This window comes from Kitasatospora sp. NPDC004531, from assembly GCF_053602195.1.
The window spans coordinates 1-18,254 of sequence record NZ_JBSGDD010000080.1 but is presented as its reverse complement, the minus strand read 5'-3'; the positions used below and the strand labels follow the sequence as shown (position 1 = coordinate 18,254).

The following is an 18,254-nucleotide window of genomic DNA, read 5'->3' as shown; positions in this document are numbered from 1 at the left end:
GGCCGAGGAGGGACGGATGCGCATCGAGGCGGTGCTGTTCGACCTCGACGGCACACTGCTGGACCACGACGGCGCGGCCGAGGCCGCCGTGCTGGCCGGGGCCGCCGCCGAACTCCCCGGCCGGCCGCTCGACCGGGACGGCCTGCTGCGGTTCTGGCGGGAGCGCGAACGCGTCGAGTACGACCGCTACCTGGCCGGTGAACTGACCGTCGAACAGCAGCGCCGGGTCCGCGCCCTCGGCCTCGCCCGGCACCTGGGCCTGGGGGAGTGGACGGACGAACGGGCCGACGCCTGGTTCGCCGGATACCTCCGCCGGTACCGGCGGTCCTGGCGGGCCTTCCCCGAAGTGCCGCGCGCCGTCCGCGAGTTGGGCGCCGACCGGCGGCTCGGCGTGATCACCAACGGCGAGGGCGGCATACAGCGCGACAAGCTGCGCACCGTCGGCCTCGGCCTGCTCGCCGAGCACACCACCGCCTCCGCCGAGGCCGGCTGCGCCAAACCCGACCCGGAGATCTTCCACCTCGCCTGCCGCACCCTCGGCGTCGCCCCCGAACGCGCCGCGTACGTCGGCGACCGGCTCGACGTGGACGCGCAGGCCGCCACCGAGGCCGGACTGCTCGGCATCTGGCTGGAGCGCGAACCCACCGACACGCCCGACGTCACCGTCCCCCGGGTCCGCACCCTCTCCGAGGTCGCCGCCCTGCTGGCCTGAGCCCCGGTCGGCGAGCCTCCCGCCCGCCCGGGGCCCCCTCCGCATACCGTCGGGGCCGAAGGGCTGACGGTTCGTCAGCGAAGCGATCTGGGCGGAGGCCGGTATGGACGCGCGACAACGAGTGGCGGTACTGGTGGCGGACGCGGGAACCACCCACGCAGAACAGGCGGGCATCGACATCGCCGACCGGCCCGCCGAACTGTGGCAGCTGCTGATGCTCAGCAACCTGGTCTCGGCCCGCATCCAGGCCGAGATCGCAGTCACCGGCACGGCCTCCCTGGTCGCCGCCGGCGCCGGCACCCCCGCCGGCACCCTGGAACTCGACTGGCAGCAGCGCAAGGACGCCCTGATCGCCGGCCGCTACCAGCACTTCGCCGACGGCACCGCCACCCGGCTCGGCGAATGCGCCCGGCTCGCCCAGAGCGAGTACGGCGGCGACCTGCGCAAACTCGCCGTCGCCTCGAACGGCCGCCCCGAACGCACCCGCGCCCTGCTGCAGCGCTTCCCCGGCATCGGCCCGGCCGGCGCCGCCGCGTTCTGCCGCGAGGCCCAGGCCGTCTGGCCCCACCTTCGCCCCAGTCTCGACCCGCGCGCCCTGGCCGGCGCCGAGCGCCTCGGCCTCCCCGCCGACCCCGCCGAACTCGCCGCCCTCATCGACCCCGCTGACCTGCACCGCCTCGGCGACGCCCTGGTCCGCGCCGCCATCGACCCGGCCATGGTCGAACGCGTCCTGGCCGCCACCCCCGACACCGCCGAGCCCGCAGGCGTGTAGCCCCCGCAGAAACCCCGAGCGGGGCGCAGCCGATCCGGCTGCGCCCCGCTTCGACGTGTGTCGGGCCTGCTGCGCCCGCGTCAGAACTGCAGGTACTTCTGGTCGGTGGTCAGCCGGCCCGCGATGGACAGGTTCCCGTCGGAGTCGAGCACCGCGATGATCTTCTTCGTGCTGCCGTGGTGGGTCGTGAAGTAGACCTTCGACGCCTCCTGGCTGGTGTCGAAGTTCGTGTTGATCGAGATCTCGATGCTCTCCGGCCCGCTCACCAGCACGTCCCGCTTCGGCGACGTCGGGTAGGTGCGGTTCTGCACCAGCTTGACGCGGCCGTGGGAGTCGCCTTCCTTCCAGTCCGTCGCTTCGCCGAGGTCGAGTTCCGCCATGAGATGTCCCCTCCGAGTGATAGTCCAACCCCTGGCCGGAAGCGGAGGCTCCGCTTCCGGCGTCACTCGAAAACTTAGCCGACCCGGCGGTGATTTCCCAGCGGGTCAGGGGAGTTGGCCGAAATGTGTGAGGGGTGGTCAGTTTTCGGCCGGAGCCGATCGGTCCGGAAGAGCACGGTCGGCGACACGTCTCCGTTCGGCGCCGAAGCAGCCGTTCGGCGGTAGCCTCCTGGGGAAGCGACAGCCGGGGGGTTGGGGCGATGAATCGTTCGGAAGCGGGCGGACCGAAGCAGCTGGGGCCGTACCGACTGGTGGGGCGGCTGCCCGACGGCGTGCTGGGCGGCCCCGTCCACCTGGGCCGGGGTCCGGGCGGGGTCCGCGCGGCGGTGACGGAGATACCGGAGGCGCTGGCGCAGGACCCGCGGTTCCGGGCGGACGTCGGCGCGGCGCTGAAACTCGCCGGCCCCGGCCTCGCACCGGTGCTCGGCGCCGACCTGGCCGGCCCGGCGCCCTGGCTGGCCGACGCCTTCGTCCCGGCCGTGACGCTCCGGCAGGCGGTGGAACGGTACGGCCCGCTGCCGTGGCCGACCCTGGCGGTGCTGGCCCGGGGCCTTGCCGAGGCGCTCGCCTCCGTGCACGCCACCGGCTTCGCCCACGGGGCGCTCACCCCGAACGCGGTGCTGCTCGCCGTGGCCGCGCCGCTGCTGCCCGCCCGGGTGTCGGGGGCGGCGCAGCAGCAGGACGACCTGGCGGACCTGGCGGCGGCGCTGGAGTTCGGGGCCGGCGGGTACGTGGCCCCGGCGAGCGTGCTGATGCCGCTGGTGCGGGAGGCCGTCGAGGAGTTCCGCTCCCCGTCCGGCGGCCAGGACGCCGTCCAGCGGCTGGTCGGCCTGTTCGGGGATCCGCCCGCCGCGCCCGACGGCTGGCTGCCGGCCCCCGTCGCCGCGGCCGCCGCCGCGGTGGGGAAGGGCCCGGGGATCGGCCGCCGCACCCTGCTGCTAGGCGCGGCGGGCGGCGCGGTCGCCGTCGCGGGCCTGGCCACCGTGCTCGCCCGGCAGACCGACCCCGCGCCCCGGGCACCGGGCGGGGCCGCCGCCGCGCCCCCGTCCCCGGGACCGGCCTCGGCCTCCCCGTCGCCGTCCCCGTCCGCTTCCTCGTCCGACGTGGTCGCGATCGATGTGACGGGCGCGGCGCCGAAGACCGTCTGGCAGATCGTGCTCGACGAGGAGCCGAGCGAGCTGGCGGCCTCCGAGCAGTCCGTGGCCGTCGCCTCGGACAAGTCGACCAGGTTCCTCGACCGGGCCGGCAGGCCGATCGGCGACCCGCACCAGATCACCGTCTACCACTCCTCGCTGGCCATCACGCAACTGACCTACGCCAACGGGTCGTTCTACGTGCTGGGCACGGTCCACGGTCGGGACTCGGCGATCGCCGCGATGGACGCCGCCACCGGGACGCCGAAGTGGGCGACCTCGCTGCCGGCCACGCTGGGCGGCGGCAACCGGGCCACCGACGTGGCCGCGGTCGGCGACACCGTCTACGTGAGCGCGGGCCGGCACGCGTCGGTCGACGACGACACCTACGCCGGCGTGCTCGGCGCCTTCGACGCCGCCACCGGCGACCTGCGGTGGAAGACCAGCGGCACCGACCTGGCCAACGTGCTGGCGCCGCCGAGCGGCCACCTGCTGCTGGCGGCCAGTGCCGCGGCCAAGCCCGACGGCCAGGTCGTGGTGCTCGACGCCTCGCAGCAGGGCGCGCGCGGCTGGAAGCAGACCGTGCCGAACGGCAAGTGGTACTTCCAGAGCGGCCCCGCGATGACCTGCTGGGCGGGCGGCCGGTTCGTGTTCGGCGCCGACCGGATCATCGCCGTCGACCCGCAGACCGGGAAGCAGGCCTGGGACCTGACGCCCGAGGACCAGCCCGAGGTCCGCTTCGGCACCCCCTTCGCCTCCCCGGACGGCGCGACGGTCTACATCCCGGTCGGCCAGGACCTGGTCGCCCTCGACGCCGCCGACGGCCGGGCCAGATGGAAGGCGGTGCTGCCCCCGCACGTCATGTGGGAGCAGGCCCTCTCGCTCTCCGGCGTCCACGCCCGCTGCACCGCCGACACCGTGCTCGCCACCGACTCGCAGAAGAACCTGTGGGCGATCGACGCCGCCACCGGACGGGCCCGCTGGAAGTACAGCGACCCGGCGGCCCCGCCCACCGGACTGCGCTGGACCGTCGGCGGCGACCAGGTCTACGTCAACGCCAACCTCACCCTCACCGCGATCGCCACCCGCGGCTGACCCCGCTCGGCGGCACCCGCACCCGGAAGGACCCGCACATGGTGGACACCGCCCCGGCAGCACTCGCCGCGGCCGCCGCCGGAAGACTCGTCGAACTGCTCACCGCGGACGGCTGGGAGGCCGCCGCCACCTCGATCCCCGCGCTGTGGCGGCACACCCGCACCGACCGGGTGGCCGCCGAGCTCACCGACACCCGGCTCGCCCTGACCGGCGCCGCCGACCCGGACACCGCCGAGCGGCTGCGGGCCCGGTGCGCGCAGCAGTGGCAGGACCGGTTCGCCCGGCTGCTCACCGAGCGGCCCGAGGCCGCCGACGAGCTGCGCCGACTCCTCGACCCGCCGCCCGCCCCGGCCCCGCAGCGGATCACGCTGCGGATGGAGGTCACCGGCGGCGGCGACGGCCACCAGGCCGGCCGGGACATCACCATCGACCGGCGCGAGCCGGCGTGAGCGACTCCGACCGGCCCCCGGCCGAGCTGCACCTGAAGGTCTCCGGCGGCGGCGACGGCTACCAGGCCGGCCGTGACCTGGTCGTCCAGGTGTACAAGCAGGCCCCGTTCGGCACGGAACAGGCCGCCACCGTGTGCCCGTACCCGGGCCTGGCCGCGTTCGGCGCGGACGACGCCCGCTGGTTCCACGGCCGCGCGCAGGCCGTGGACGCCGTCTGCGCCCGACTGGAGGCCCGGGCCGGCACCGGCGGCCCGCTCGTGGTGATCGGTCCCTCGGGCGCCGGGAAGTCCTCGCTGCTCGCCGCCGGTGTGCTGCCCGCGCTGGCCGCCGGACGCCTGGCCCGGGCCGGCTCCCGCGACTGGGCCGCCGTCGTGCTGACGCCGACCGCCTCACCCGCACAGGCGCTGATGACCGCCGCCGGGTTGACGGCCGACACGGCCCCGGAGACCGCCCGCGCCTGGCGCGGCGACCCCGAACGGTGCGCCCGCGAGTTCGCCGCGCACGCCGCCCCGGACGCGCCCGGCCTGCTGCTCGTCGTCGACCAGCTGGAGGAACTCTTCACGCCGGGAACCGAGTTCGCCGCGCGCCAGTGGTTCGTCGACGTCCTCGACCTGCTGTCCCGGCCCGCCGCCGACCGGCCCCCGACGCTGGTGCTGCTGGCCGTCCGGGCCGACTTCTTCGCGGCCTGCACCGACCACCGGCAACTGCGCACCGCGCTGCGCGCCGACCCCGTCCTGCTGGACCCGATGACGGCGGAGGAACTGCGCGAAGCCATCCTGCGGCCCGCCGAGGACGCCGGCCTCGCCGTCGAGGAGGGCCTGGTCGACGTCATGCTCGCCGAACTCGACGGCGCCGCCGACTCGCGCGACCCGGGCAGCGCCCGCAACACCGCCGCCCGGGCCAGCCGGCTGCCGCTGCTCGCCCACGCGCTGTGGGCCACCTGGTACGCCCGCGAAGGGCCGCTGCTGACGATCCGGGGGTACCGGCGCACCGGCGGGATCACCGGGGCCATCGCCGCCACCGCCGAGGCGAGCTACCTGGGCCTGTCCCCGCAGCGGCGGGACCTCGCCCGGCTGCTGTTCCGGCGCCTGGTGGTGGTCCGGCCCGACGCCGACGACACCCGTCGGCGGGTGCGCCACCACGAGCTGCTGGACGGCCTGCCGGACCCGGAGGCCGCCGCCGACGTGGTCGAAGTGTTCACCGCCGCCCGCCTGTTGACCGGCGACCAGGACCACGTCACGCTCACCCACGAGGCGCTGATCCGGGCCTGGCCGACGCTGCGCCAGTGGATCGACGAGGACCGGGCCGGCGCGCCGGTCCGCCAGGACCTGGAGGAGTCCGCGGCCGCCTGGGCCCGCGACGGGCACGAACGCACGGCGCTGCTGCGCGGCAGCCGGCTGGCGGCGGCCGTCACCTGGTCCGACGCGCACCCGCGCGAGCTGAGCGCGGGCGCGCTGAACTACCTGAAGGCGTCCCGGCGCCAGGCCCGCCGGGCCCGCGCCCTGCGGCGCGCCGCCGTGGCCGCGATCACGGCGCTGGCGGTGCTCGCCTCAGCGGCGGCCGCGGTCGCCGTCCGCCAGGGCGCCAACGCCCGGGCGTCCGCCGCCGATGCCCGGGCCGATCGCGACCGGGCCGTCCGGGCGCAACTGGCCTCCGAGACACTCCAGTTCGCCGCCACCGACCCCGCGCTGTCCGCGCGGATCGCGCTGGCCGCCTACCGGCTGTTCCCGGACGCGACGACCGCCTCGCGGCTGCTGAGCACCCAGAACACCCCGACCGCCACCGGGGCCCGGGTCGACGGCGATACCGGCCCGGTCGGGACGGTCGCCTACAGCCCGGACGGGCGGACCATGGCCACCGGGCTCGCCACGGGCTCCACGGTCCGGCTGTGGGACGTCACCGACCCGGCCCGGCCGGCGACGCTCGGGCAGCCGCTGCCCGAGGGCCCCGCCGTGGACGCGATCCGATCGGTGGCGTTCAGCCCCGACGGCCGCACCCTCGCGGTCGGCGGGCACAGCGGCGACCACACCCGTGACGGCGTGGTCGGCTCGGGCGTCCTCGACCTGTGGGACGTCAGCAGCGCCGGGCACCCGCGCGCCCTCGGCACGGTCGAGCAACTCCCTTGGGGCGCCGTCCAGTCGGTGGCCTTCGCACCGGACGGCCGGGTGCTCGCGGCGGCCGACTCCGGCGGGGAGATCCGGCTGTGGAGCCTCACCGGACCTGGCCGGCCCACCCCGATCGGCGAGCCGCTCTCCGGCCCGGCCCACCCGATCGCCTCGGTGGCGTTCGCCCCGGACGGGCACACGCTGGCCGCCGCGGACGCGGGCGGCGAGGTGCGGCTGTGGAACGTCGCCGACCCGGGCCGGCCCGCGCGGCTCGGCGCCCCGCTGTCCGTCTCGGCCAAGCAGGCGAACGCCGTGGCGTTCAGCCCCGACGGGCACACCCTGGCCGTCGGCAGTGCGGACGGCGAGGTCCGGCTCTGGGACGTCGCCGACCCCGGCCGGCCCGCCGGGCTCGGCGACCCGCTGACCGGCCCGGCGGGCCCGGTGCTGGCGGTGGCGTTCAGCCGCGACGGGCGCACCCTGGCCGCCGCGAGCATCGACCACGCCGTCCACCGGTGGAACGTGGCCGACCCCCGGCGCGCACTGTCGCTCGGGCGGCCGCTGACCGACAGCGACGGCGCGGTCTTCGCGCTCGCGTTCAGTCCGGACGGCCACACCCTGGCGGCCGGCACCGTCGAGGGCGCCGTCGAGCTGTGGCACCTGCCGCCGACCCTGCTGGTCGGCACGGGCGGGAACGTGAACGCCACGGCGTTCAGCCCCGACGGCCGGCTGCTCGCGGCGGGCAACCAGAACGGCACCGTCAACCTGTGGAGCCTGGCCGACCCGGAACGCCCGGCCCCGCCGGGCGGCCCGCTGACCGGCCCGGCCGGGCCCGTGGACTCGGTGGCGTTCAGCCCCGACGGGCGGCTGCTGGCGGCCGGTGACGGCGGCGGCACGATCCGCCTGTGGACCATGTCCGACCCGGCCGGGCCCGCCCCGCTCGGCGACCCGTTGACCGGCATCGGCGGGGCGGTGATGTCGCTCGCCTTCACCCCCGACGGCAAGACCCTCGCGGCCACCGGCGACAACCGCGTCGACCTGTGGGACCTCGCCGACCCGCGCAGGCCGGTCTCCCGGGCCGGCCTCCAGCCGGACGACATGCGCGGCGTCTTCACCGTCGCGTTCGCCGCCGACGGGCAGACCCTGGCCACCGGCGGCGACGCCAGCAGCAGCCGGATCGGGCTGTGGCGGATCCGCGACAACGACACCGTCCGCCTCGGCCGGCCCCTGCAACAGCCCGTCGGCTCGGCGCTGTGGGCGACGTTCAGCCCCGACGGGCACACGCTGGCCGTCGGCAGCAGCCAGGGCGGCGTCACCCTCTGGGACACCACCGACCCGAACCACGCGTTCCCGCTCGGGCCCGCGCTGGCCACCCCCGGCCCGGTCTGGGCGGTGGCGTTCAGCCCCGACGGCCGGACCCTCGCCGCCGCCCTGCACGACACGACCGGCGCGCTGCTCCGCTGGAACCTCGCCGACCGCGCCAGGCCCGAACCGATCGGCGAGCCCCTCACCACCAGCACCGGCCCGCTGTCCGTCACCGCGTTCGGCCCGGACGGCCGGATGCTGGCCGCCGCCACCGAGGGCGGCGCGGTGGGCCTGTGGCAGCTCGACCCCGAACGGGTCGCGGCCCGGGTCTGCGCGACCACCGGCCCGCTCGACGCCCGGCAGTGGGAGGCGCGGGTGACCGCGCCGTACCGCGCGACCTGCTGAAGCCCCCGGGAACGCGGAGCGCCCCCGCCCTGACGGTGGGCGGGGGCGCGGTCCGAGCCGGTCAGCGACCGAAGATGCGGCTCAGCCAGGAGCCGGACGCGGCCTTGTCGGCGGCGGTGCAGGAGCAGCGCTGCGACTTCGGGATCCCGGCCAGGACCTGCTCGACGTGCATGCCGCAGCCGGCGTAGGAGGGCTTGTTGCAGGTCTTGCAGGTGATGCGACGGCACATGGTGGTGGGTCCTTTCGGGGGAGCGGTCAGGAGTGCGAGAAGGGGATGTTCGGGAGGACGCGGTCGAGCCAGCGGGGCGTGTGCCAGGCGGCGCGGCCGGTCAGGCGGAGCAGTACGGGCAGCAGCACCAGGCGGACCAGGGCGGCGTCCAGCAGGACGGCGACGCCCAGGACGATGCCCATCTCCTTGGGGGGCAGCGGGCCGGAGATGGCGAAGGTGAAGAACACCGCGACCATCACGGCGGCCGCCGCGAAGATCACCCGTCCGGAGTGGGACAGCGCGCCGACCATCGCCTTGCGCGGGTCGCCGGTGCGCTCGTACTGCTCCTTGGCGGAGGCCAGCAGGAAGACGGTGTAGTCCATCGCGATCGCGAAGATCATCGCGAAGAAGAACACCGGCGCCCAGCCGTCCAGGAAGCCCTGCGGGGTGAAGCCCAGCAGTCCGGAGCCGTGGCCGTCCTGGAAGACCAGCCGGGCGACGCCGAACGCCGCGCCGGTGGACAGCAGGCTGGCCGCGGTGCCGAGCGCCGCGATCAGCGGGGCGCGCAGTGCGAACAGCAGCAGGACGAAGCCGAGCACCATGACGACGCCGATCACCAGCGGGGTCTTCTCGGTCAGCAGGTGCTGCAGGTCGAGGTTCTCCACCGCGGCGCCGCCGACCAGGGTGTGGTCGGGCAGTTCGGCCCGCAGCGTGTTCACGGTGTGGCCCAGCTGCGGGTCGGACGGGTCGACCGAGGGGACGGCCTGGATCATCGACCAGTTCGCGCCGTCGGCGGCGGGCATCGCGGGCATCACGCCGGCGATGCCGGGGGTGCCGGCGACGGTCTGCGCGGTGGCGGCGGCCTGGTCGGTGGGGGTGAGGATCTGCAGGGTGCCGGGGGCGCCGTCACCGAAGGCCTGCTGGACGGCGGTGTAGCCGGAGCGGGCGCTGGCGTCCTCGGGCAGCACGTTGATGGACGGCATCGCGGTGCGCAGGCCGATCACCGGCGCGGCCAGGGCCAGCAGCGCGACCAGGGCGAGCGCGCCCCAGCGCAGCGGCTGCTTCCACAGGCGCTCGCCCCAGGCCTCGAACCGCGGCGAGGTCTGCTCCTCGCGCTTGGCCCAGGGCAGCGACAGGGCGTCGACGCGGTGGCCCAGCTTGCCGAGGACGGCGGGCAGCAGCGTCAGGGTGGCGGCCAGCACGAACAGCACGGCCAGCATGATGCCGCCGGCCATCGAGCGGAACGCGGGGGACGGGACCAGCATCACGGCGGACAGGCTGACCAGCACGGTCGCGCCGGACAGCAGCACGGCCTTGCCCGCGGTGTCCATGGTCTCCGCGACCGAGCGTGAACTGTCGCCGCCGCGTTCGGACTTGGCGCGGGCGGCGCGGAACCGGACGACCAGGAACAGGGCGTAGTCGATGCCCAGCGCGAGGGCGAACATCATGGCGAAGTTCATCGCCCAGATGGAGACCGGGAACAGGTGGCTGATCAGCACCAGCGAGCCCGCCGAGGCGGCCAGGCCGGCCATGGTCAGCAGCAGCGGCAGTCCGGCGGCGACCAGCGAGCCGAAGGCCAGCACCAGGATGGCCAGGGTGACCGGCCAGGACATGATCTCGGACTTCATCATCGCGTCGTGGTTGGCGGTGTTGAAGTCGCTCCACAGCACGGACGCGCCGGTGGCGGTGACGTCCACGCCGCCGCCGGAGAGCTCGCGCAGCGGCTCCTTCAGGTCGTCGGCGGCGCGCACCATGTCGTCCGGCGAGGCGGCGGCGCCGGCCAGCAGCACGGCGGTGCGGCCGTCCTGGCTGATGGTGGCGCCGGGCTGCGGCGGGACGACGGTGGAGATCCGGGAGTCGGCGGCGGCCAGCGCGGTGGCCTTGTCGACGACCTGCTGCACGTCGGGCTCGGCGACCGGGCGGTCGGCGGAGACGACGATCTGGATCGCGGAGGAGGCGTTGCCCGCGAAGTGCTCCTCGGCGAGGGTGCGGACCTTCACCGAGTCCGAGCCGTTGGCCTGCCAGCCGGCGCCGGAGAGCGCGGTGGTGACCTGCGGGGCGAACGCGCCGAGGCCGATCACCACGAGCAGCCAGCCGGCCAGCACGGTCTTGAAGTGGTGGACGGACCAGACGCCGAGGCGGCCGAGCAGCCCGTCCTTGGGCGGGGCGACGGCCGGCGGCGCGGAGGCGGCCGGCGCGGGGGCGGAGCGGTTCACAGGTTCTCTCTCCAAGCGGGCGGGGGTCCGCCGGTTCCAAGGGTAATACCTAGGGGGGTATATGCGGAGGCAGGCGGGGGCCAGGGGCGGGACGTCGGGAGGGCGGGCAGGGGCCCGGCAGGGGGCGTGGGGGCGCCCCCTGCCGGGGAGGTCAGGCCTGCAGCGCGGCCAGCGCGGCGCGCAGCCGCACGGCGGCGTCGTCGGCCACCCCGGCGAGTTCGGGGCGGCCGGTGACCTGCACCATCAGCTGCGGGTCCATGGCCTCGACCAGGACGCCGCCGTCCACCGCGCGCAGCACCACGTTGCACGGGAGCAGCAGGCCGATCCGGCGGTCCGCCTCCAGGGCGCGGTGGGCGATCGGCGGGTTGCAGGCCCCGAGGACCAGGTAGTCCTCCAGCTCCACGCCGAGCTTGGCGCGCAGCGTCGCCGTCATGTCGATCTCGGTGAGGACGCCGAAGCCCTGCTCGGCGAGAGCCGCGCGGACCCGGTCGGCCGCCTCCGCGAACGGGGTGCCGGTCAGGGTGGCGGTGAAGTCGTCGGTCATGGTTCCGGGCCTCTCTGGTCGATGCCGGGGTTGTCCGTGTTGTGGCGCTTCGATACCCCCGTGGGTATTCAGCGTACGTCGGGTGCAACCGGGAGGGCCAGAAACGCATTCCCGGGCGCGCCGGGTGATGTGCGTCTCACCCGTCTGCCGGACGGTCTCCCGTCGGCCGCTCCGGGGTCGCTTTCCGGCCGTGTCGACGGGCGGGCGGAACCGCCGGCGGGCGCCCGGCGTCCTCGCAGCGGCGGGTCCGCCGGTGGATCCCGATCGAGAAGGGGGGCCCGGGTGGCATCCGCCTCGCGCAGCCTCGGCCGCCGCCGTGCCACGCGCCGCCGCAACGCCGAACTGGGCCTGCTCGTCCTTGCGTTGACAGTCTGCCTGGCCGGCTGGACCAGCGCGAACCTGGCGCTGCGCGGCGCCCTCCCGCCCGGACTGCTGCCCTACGGCGCCGGCCTGGCCGCCCTCGCCCTGGCCCTGCACCTCGCGGTGCGCCGCTTCGCCCCCTACGCCGACCCGCTGATCCTGGCCCTCGCGGTGCTGTTCACCGGCCTCGGCCTGGTGCTGCTCGACCGCCTCGACTGGTCGTACGCGCTCTGGCACGCCGCCAAGGGCGACTGGCAGAAGATCCCCGCCGCGCCCAGCCAGGTGCAGTGGACGGTGGTCGCCGCGCTGCCCGCCGTCGCGCTGCTGGTGCTGGTCAAGCACCACCGGCTGCTCCAGAAGTACGTCTACCTGCTGATGACGGGCGCGCTGGTGCTGCTGGCCGCGCCCGCCTTCTTCCCCGGCGACACGCTGGGCGCCAAGCGCTGGATCCGGGTCGGCGGCCTGTCCTTCGAACCCGACGAGGCCGTCAAGGTCGCCATCGCGGTGTTCTTCGCCGGCTACCTGACGGCCAACCGGGACGCCCTCGCGCTGACCGGACGAAGACTCTGCGGCCTGAACCTGCCGCGCGGCCGCAACCTCGGTCCGGTGGTGGCGATCTGGGTGGTCAGCCTGCTGGTGCTGATCTTCGAACGCGACCTCGGCACCTCGCTGATCTTCTTCGGGGTGTTCGTGGTGATGCTCTACACCGCCACCGAACGCACCGGCTGGGTGCTGATCGGCCTGCTGATGGCCGCCGTCGGCGCGGCCGTGGTCGGCGACCTCGAACCGCACGTGCACGGCCGGGTGGAGGCCTGGCTGCACCCGCTGGACTACTACGAGCCGGTGCACGACCCGGCCCTGGTCTCCGAACAGCCGGCGCAGGCCCTGTTCAGCCTCGGCAGCGGCCACCTGCTGGGCACCGGACTCGGCCAGGGCCGGCCGTTCCTGATCGGGTTCGCCGGGCGCAGCGACTTCATCTTCACCACCGTCGGCGAGGAACTGGGCCTGGCCGGGGCGATGGCCGTGCTGCTGCTCTACGGCCTGTTCGTGCAGCGCGGCCTGCGCACCGCCGTCGCCCTCACCGACCCGTTCGGCAAGCTGCTCGCCACCGGCCTGTCCACCGCCGTGGCGCTGCAGGTGTTCGTGGTGGTCGGCGGCGTCACCGGGCTGATCCCGCTCACCGGCAAGGCGCTGCCGTTCCTCGCCGCGGGCGGCTCCTCGCTGACCGCGAACTGGGTGCTGACCGCGATCCTGATCAAACTCTCCGACGCGGCGGGCCGGGCCGAACTGGAACCCGCCCCGGAGCCGCTCGCTGCGGCCCGGGGCGGGTGAGGGTGCTGCTGCGGCCGTGCCGTCAGTGCCGGCGTCGGCGGGCGGCCGCGAACAGGGTGCCGCCGGCGACCATCAGCACGGTGGCCGAGACCGCGACCAGCAGCGGCAGCGGCGAGGAGCCGGTGCCGGGCAGCTGGTGGCGGCCGCCGGCGCCCGCCACCTCCTCCCCGGTGCCGGTGCCGGAGGCCTCCGGCGCGGACGGCTGCGGGCCGCCCGGGGCGCCGGCGGACGGCGGCGGCGTCGGAGTCGGGGTCGGGGTGGGCGACGGGGACGGCGACTGCGACGGGGCCCGGCGGGTCATCCGGTTGGTGACGGTGACCGTCGAGATGCGCTCGGCGGGAACGGTGAACTCCTCGCCCAGCGTGATCGGCGTGCTGCTGCCGTCGTCGCCGGTCAGCACCGCGGTGGTGACGACCGTGACGCCGTCGGCCGCGCCGGTGGCGGGCTCGGTGAGGACGCAGGTGGCCGGCGGGATGGAGGTGCGCAGCTCGATCTCGCCGCGGTCCTTGCCCGGCGGCACGTCCAGGCCGAGCGGGTCGGTGGAGCCGGGCGGGCAGCGCAGGTCCAGGTGGGCGGTGCCCGGGCGCAGCCCGGTGTCGTCGCTGGTCACCTTGACCACGTCGAGGCCGGTGAAGTGGCGCAGCCGGTTGGTGAAGCGGCAGGTCGGCGTCGGGTGGTCGGCCGTCAGGTTCACCTCGACCACGCCCTGCTCCAGGTCGGTGCGGCCCTGGCCGGGCCCGCAGTCCACGGCCTCCAGCTCCCACCAGCCGTCCTCGGGCGGCGCCGGCAGCAGCTCCTGGACGACGTACGGCTGCCCCGTGCCGACCGGGAGCACGTCGGCGGCCGGGCCGGAGGAGCCGTCGGAGGGGTGCGCGGTGGTCGGGGTGCCCTCGGCGGTGGTGGTGACGACCGCGGACTTCGGGGTCGGGACCGAGGTGGTGTCGCGCGGCTCGCGGCCGGCGCTGATCAGGTAGCGGAAGGTGCCGGTGCCGCCCTCGGTGACCTTCTCGATGTCGATCCGGCCGCCGGGCACGAAGCGGTTGGTGATCAGGCACTTCGCCTCGACGTCGGCGACCAGGTCGTAGCCGGCCTGCCAGGTGCCGTTCGGCGCGGCGGGGGTCGGCGTCCCGACCGTGATGGGCAGCTCGGTGCCGTTGCAGAACGCCGTCGGCGTCGCCCAGTGGCCGGTCGGGCCGGGCGCCGGGATCGCCTCGCTCAGCTCGTAGTGCCCGGGCACCGGGTGCGCGGCCGATGCGACGGTGACGGGCACGCCCGGGTCGGTGGTGGTGACGACGTTCTCGGCGGTGATCTCCGCCTCGGGCGGCCCGGTCACGGTGAGGTCGAAGGTGCCCGTTCCGCCGAGGCTCTCCTTCTCCAGCAGGGCCGCGCCGGCCGCCCGCTCGTTGTGGTACACGCACGTCACGTGGTCACCGGCCGCCAGCGTCACCGAGGCCAGGCCGCTGATGTTGGTCACCGAGGTGCTGGTGCCGGGCCCGCCACTGGCGTTCACCGCCGTGCACACCGGCCGTCCGACCAGCACCCACCCGCTGTCCGGATCGACGAACTCCGTGATGTGCCACGGCTCCTCGCCCTCCCGGGTCTCGCCGCGGACGAAGTTCATCGACGCGGACTTGGTCGAACTCGCCGTCAGCACGAAGTCGTTGACCCCGTCGTTGTTGGTGTCCGCGTACGACAGGTTGCCGTCGTAGCGGAACGAGCCGACGCCGTTGGAGCCGTCCACGATCTGCTTGGTCACCGTGATGGTGCCCGCGCCCGGCGGCGGGGTGATCGCGTAGTAGTAGCAGAACACGTGCGTGGTGCCGGCCGGGAAGTCCACGTACTCCGCGTTGTCGCCGTTCAGGTTGTCCTGCGAGCAGCGCAGCGCGGCGAAGCCGTAGGCGTCCTGCATCCCGTTCAGCGGCGCGGACTTGGTGCCGCCCTGCGCGACCAGCGCGGCGTTCCGGGCGGCCGCGAGTTCGCTCGCGTCCAGCTGCACCGTGACCGCGCCCTCCAGCGTGCGCCCGGTCGGGACGCCCTGCGCGTCCAGCTCCGGGGTGCTGTCCAGGGTGGTGATGCCGGTCCGCAACTGCTTGCTCACCGTGGTCAGTTGGAGCGTCGCCGGGGACTTGGCGGTGAACCCCGTGCCGGTGCTGAACGACCATCCGGGCAGCGGCCGGCACGGCGGAACGGGCGTTCCCGCCGCCTCGCTGGTCGGATTGACCGCCACGCCCGAGGCGTAGTTCGAATCCGGGCCGAGATCCCGCAACGACTCCTGGAGGTTGTTGCGGGCCCGGTTGGCCATCACCTCGTCGTACTGGTCGCACTCCCGCGCGACATAGGTGACCAGCAGGGTGTCGGAAGCCTCCGGTGCGGCCTTGGCCGCACCGGGTAGTGCCGCGAGAAGTGCGGCGGCGAGAAGGAACCGCAGAGTGCGCATGACGACCCATCGGATCGACGACAGGGGGCCTTCCGAGATCACCACGCGGCGCGAAGTGTAAGACCGATTCGGCACCCTGACACACCGGCAGTCGCCCGAACGGCTGTCGAGGAGGGACGCCCGCGACGCTACCGACGTGGTCCGCGCTTGTCGCGCACGCCCCCGCGCCCCTCGATCGCGCCGAGGGCGGCGACCGCCATCGCCGTCGCGTGCGCCGTGGTCGGGTCGTACGGGGCGCCGGACTCCAGGGCGGTGACGGTCGCGTTCACCAGGCCCTGGAGCAGGTGGGCGGTGAACTCCGGTTCGTCGTCCCCGAGTTCGTGCAGCGCTGCGACGAGCGGGGTGAGCAGCTCGCGGTGCGCCCGCCCCGCCGCCTCGCGCAGCGTCGCGGCGTCGCGGTCGCCGGCCAGGGCGCGGGCGATCCGGTGCTCGCCGTCGCGGACCAGCTCGCACTGGGCGCGGACGTAGGCGGCGACGCGCTGCTCGGGGGTGTCGGCGGCGGCCATCGCGGCGGTGATCCGCTCGGTCCAGCGCGGGGTGGACTCGCGCACCACGGCGGCCAGCAGTTCGGCGCGGTCGGCGAAGTACTTGTAGACGCTGTTGCGGGCCAGGCCGGTGCTGCGCGCGACGGCGGCGAAGGTGACCGCGGCGGCGTCCCCCTCGGACTCCAACAGCGCGCGGGCAGCGTCGATCAGCGCCCGGCGCTGCCGGGCGCGGTGGTCGGCGACCGTGGCGGCGCTGATCTTCGGCACCCCGCCAGTCTAGGAGCGGTTCGGGACCCAGGTTGGGGACGCTGCGTCGCCATGTTCTATCTTGGGGACGCCACGTCCCCATCTCGGAAGGAGCACGGTGTACCTCGCCCTGCTCGAACTCAAGGCCGCCCGGGGCCGCTTCCTGCTCATGGGCAGCGTCGTCCTGCTGGTCGCCGCCCTGGTCGGAATCGTCTCCGGGTTCACCACCGGACTCGGTGACGACACCGTCTCCGCGCTGCGCCGGCTGCCCGCCACCCAACTGGCGTTCTCCCCGGACGCCAAGTCCGACCAGTTCGCCCGCAGCCTCGTCCCCGCCGAGACGCTGGCCGGCTGGCAGCAGCGCCCCGGCGTCCGGGCCACCCCGCTCGGCGTCACCATCACCCGGGGCACCACCGACCGGCACGCCGAGGTCGACCTCGCCGCGTTCGGCGTCGAACCGGGCTCGTTCCTCGACCCCGGCGCCGACGAAGGCCAACCCCTCGGCGGCGACGGCCAGTTGGTGATCTCCCGGAAGCTCGCCGAGGAGGGCGTCGCGATCGGCGACACCCTCACCGTCGACCGGCTCGGCATCGCCCTCAAGGTCACCGGCATCACCGGCCGCGCCTCCTACGGCCACGTTCCGGCCGGGTACGTCACCACCGGCACCTGGCAGGCGATCCGCTTCACCACCCCCGGCGCGAGCGCGCCCGCCACCGGGCTCCCGCAGCAGTACACCGCCATCGCCCTGCGGGCGGGCTCGACCGCGGACCTGGCGGCGGCCGACCGCGAACTCGGCACCCGGACCCTCACCGTGACCGACGCGTACGCCGCCGCGCCCGGCTACACCGGCGAACGCGTCACCATGACGTCCATCCAGTTCTTCCTGTACCTGATCGCCCCGCTGGTGGTCGGCGCGTTCTTCGGCGTCTGGACCGTCCAGCGGCAACCCGAACTCGCCCTGCTGCGCGCCATGGGAGCCTCCCGGCGGCGGCTGCTCGGGCACACCCTGGTCCAGGCCGCCGCCGTCGTCCTCGGCGGCACGGCGGCCGGCGCGGCGCTCGCCTCCGCCGTCGGACTCCTGGTCGGCGCCGAAGTCCCGTTCAGCCTCCCCGCGTTGACACTCACCGCCACCATGGCCGCGGTCGCCCTCGCCGCCCTCGCCGGCGCCGCCCTCACCCTCCGACGGGTCGCCACCGCCGACCCGATGACCATGCTGGGAGCCGGACGATGACCTCTCTGACCCTGCGCCAGGTGTCCGTCTCGCTCGGCCGCGGCGACGCGGCGACCCCCGTCCTGCGCGGCGTCGACGCGACCTGCCGGCCCGGAGCGCTGACCGCGCTGGTCGGCCCGTCCGGCTCCGGCAAGTCGACCCTGCTCGCCGTGGCCGGGGCGCTGCTGCGACCCGACAGCGGCCAAGTGCTGCTCGGCGAGAGCGACTTGGCGTCCCTGAACGACGCCGCGCGGGCGAAGATCCGGCGCGAACGGATCGGCTACATGTTCCAGAGCGGCAACCTGCTGGGCGGCCTCAGCGCCGTCGAACAGCTGCTGGCGGCGGCCTCCATCGCCGGCCGCCCCGCCAGGCGGCTGCGCGCCGCGGCGGAGACGGCCCTCACCGAAGTCGGCCTCGGCCACCGCCTGCGGCACCGCGCGGACCAGCTCTCCGGCGGCGAGCGGCAGCGCGTCGCCCTGGCCCGGGCCCTCTTCCTCGAACCCGACCTCCTGCTCATCGACGAGCCCACCGCCGCCGTCGACCGCGACCAGGCCGGCACCCTCACCGACCTGATCGCCCACAAGGCCCACGAACGCGGCTGCGTCGCCCTGGTCGCCACCCACGACCCGGTCGTCGTCGCCGCGGCAGCCGAGACGATCTCGATGTAAGGGAGCGCACAACCAGGTAGCGCACAACCAGGTAGCGCACCACCAGGGGCGCGGGGAACTGCGCGAAGCGGAAGGCACCCCGTCCGCAAGATCGCGACGCAGGACAATGACCTGCACTTGATCGCGACCTTGCGG

At 75.1% G+C, this 18,254-nt stretch carries 14 protein-coding genes; 8 read left to right on the top strand and 6 right to left on the bottom strand.

What is annotated here, in order from left to right; all coding sequences use genetic code 11:
* The first annotated feature begins 16 nt into the window (after positions 1–16).
* Together ACWEMJ_RS26305 and ACWEMJ_RS26300 are read left to right on the top strand one after the other, a co-directional pair.
* Complete coding sequence (locus ACWEMJ_RS26305) at positions 17–712, top strand: HAD family hydrolase (protein WP_452139600.1); 696 nt, start codon at positions 17–19, stop codon at positions 710–712.
* Between the two features lie 103 nt (positions 713–815).
* Complete coding sequence (locus ACWEMJ_RS26300) at positions 816–1,484, top strand: endonuclease (RefSeq protein WP_452139599.1); 669 nt, start codon at positions 816–818, stop codon at positions 1,482–1,484.
* Positions 1,485–1,564: 80 nt separating this feature from the next.
* On the opposite strand, the gene ACWEMJ_RS26295 is transcribed toward ACWEMJ_RS26300, so the two are convergent.
* Positions 1,565–1,864 (bottom strand): DUF6342 family protein, encoded by a 300-nt coding sequence (locus ACWEMJ_RS26295; protein ID WP_452139598.1) that lies wholly within the window; start codon positions 1,862–1,864, stop codon positions 1,565–1,567.
* Between the two features lie 260 nt (positions 1,865–2,124).
* Here ACWEMJ_RS26295 and ACWEMJ_RS26290 point away from each other — a divergent pair, with 260 nt between their 5' ends.
* Genes ACWEMJ_RS26290 through ACWEMJ_RS26280 form a run of 3 tightly spaced genes read left to right on the top strand, consistent with a single transcriptional unit; the run spans position 2,125 to position 8,413 of the window.
* Positions 2,125–4,152 (top strand): outer membrane protein assembly factor BamB family protein, encoded by a 2,028-nt coding sequence (locus tag ACWEMJ_RS26290; RefSeq protein ID WP_452139597.1) that lies wholly within the window; start codon positions 2,125–2,127, stop codon positions 4,150–4,152.
* A 38-nt stretch (positions 4,153–4,190) separates the two neighbouring features.
* Positions 4,191–4,601, top strand: coding sequence for a hypothetical protein (locus ACWEMJ_RS26285; RefSeq protein ID WP_452139596.1), 411 nt, complete (start codon positions 4,191–4,193; stop codon positions 4,599–4,601).
* The gene (locus ACWEMJ_RS26280) at positions 4,598–8,413 is read left to right on the top strand and encodes an nSTAND1 domain-containing NTPase (protein ID WP_452139595.1); all 3,816 of its coding nucleotides are present in this window, start codon (positions 4,598–4,600) and stop codon (positions 8,411–8,413) included. The genes ACWEMJ_RS26285 and ACWEMJ_RS26280 overlap by 4 nt, the downstream gene beginning before the upstream one ends.
* 61 nt (positions 8,414–8,474) lie before the next feature.
* Here the strand turns inward: ACWEMJ_RS26280 and ACWEMJ_RS26275 are convergent, their stop codons facing one another.
* The 3 genes from ACWEMJ_RS26275 to ACWEMJ_RS26265 all read right to left on the bottom strand — a co-directional run bounded on the left by ACWEMJ_RS26275 (position 8,475) and on the right by ACWEMJ_RS26265 (position 11,381).
* A complete protein-coding gene (locus ACWEMJ_RS26275; RefSeq protein ID WP_380485193.1) occupies positions 8,475–8,642 on the bottom strand; it encodes a hypothetical protein in 168 nt (55 codons plus the stop codon).
* A gap of 26 nt (positions 8,643–8,668) precedes the next feature.
* Positions 8,669–10,837 (bottom strand): MMPL family transporter, encoded by a 2,169-nt coding sequence (locus ACWEMJ_RS26270; protein WP_452139594.1) that lies wholly within the window; start codon positions 10,835–10,837, stop codon positions 8,669–8,671.
* A 151-nt stretch (positions 10,838–10,988) separates the two neighbouring features.
* Positions 10,989–11,381 (bottom strand): DUF302 domain-containing protein, encoded by a 393-nt coding sequence (locus ACWEMJ_RS26265; protein ID WP_452139593.1) that lies wholly within the window; start codon positions 11,379–11,381, stop codon positions 10,989–10,991.
* A gap of 282 nt (positions 11,382–11,663) precedes the next feature.
* Between ACWEMJ_RS26265 and ACWEMJ_RS26260 the strand changes: the two genes are divergently transcribed.
* Positions 11,664–13,073: an FtsW/RodA/SpoVE family cell cycle protein gene (locus ACWEMJ_RS26260; RefSeq protein ID WP_452139592.1), complete on the top strand. Its 1,410-nt coding sequence runs from the start codon at positions 11,664–11,666 to the stop codon at positions 13,071–13,073.
* Positions 13,074–13,095: 22 nt separating this feature from the next.
* On the opposite strand, the gene ACWEMJ_RS26255 is transcribed toward ACWEMJ_RS26260, so the two are convergent.
* The gene (locus ACWEMJ_RS26255) at positions 13,096–15,510 is read right to left on the bottom strand and encodes a prealbumin-like fold domain-containing protein (RefSeq protein WP_452139591.1); all 2,415 of its coding nucleotides are present in this window, start codon (positions 15,508–15,510) and stop codon (positions 13,096–13,098) included.
* Between the two features lie 128 nt (positions 15,511–15,638).
* Positions 15,639–16,262: a TetR/AcrR family transcriptional regulator gene (locus ACWEMJ_RS26250; RefSeq protein ID WP_452139590.1), complete on the bottom strand. Its 624-nt coding sequence runs from the start codon at positions 16,260–16,262 to the stop codon at positions 15,639–15,641.
* 97 nt (positions 16,263–16,359) lie between these two features.
* Between ACWEMJ_RS26250 and ACWEMJ_RS26245 the strand changes: the two genes are divergently transcribed.
* Together ACWEMJ_RS26245 and ACWEMJ_RS26240 are read left to right on the top strand one after the other, a co-directional pair.
* Positions 16,360–17,472: an ABC transporter permease gene (locus tag ACWEMJ_RS26245; RefSeq protein ID WP_452139589.1), complete on the top strand. Its 1,113-nt coding sequence runs from the start codon at positions 16,360–16,362 to the stop codon at positions 17,470–17,472.
* Positions 17,469–18,119: an ABC transporter ATP-binding protein gene (locus tag ACWEMJ_RS26240; protein ID WP_452139588.1), complete on the top strand. Its 651-nt coding sequence runs from the start codon at positions 17,469–17,471 to the stop codon at positions 18,117–18,119. Before ACWEMJ_RS26245 ends, ACWEMJ_RS26240 begins: the two co-directional genes overlap by 4 nt.
* Positions 18,120–18,254 lie beyond the last annotated feature (135 nt).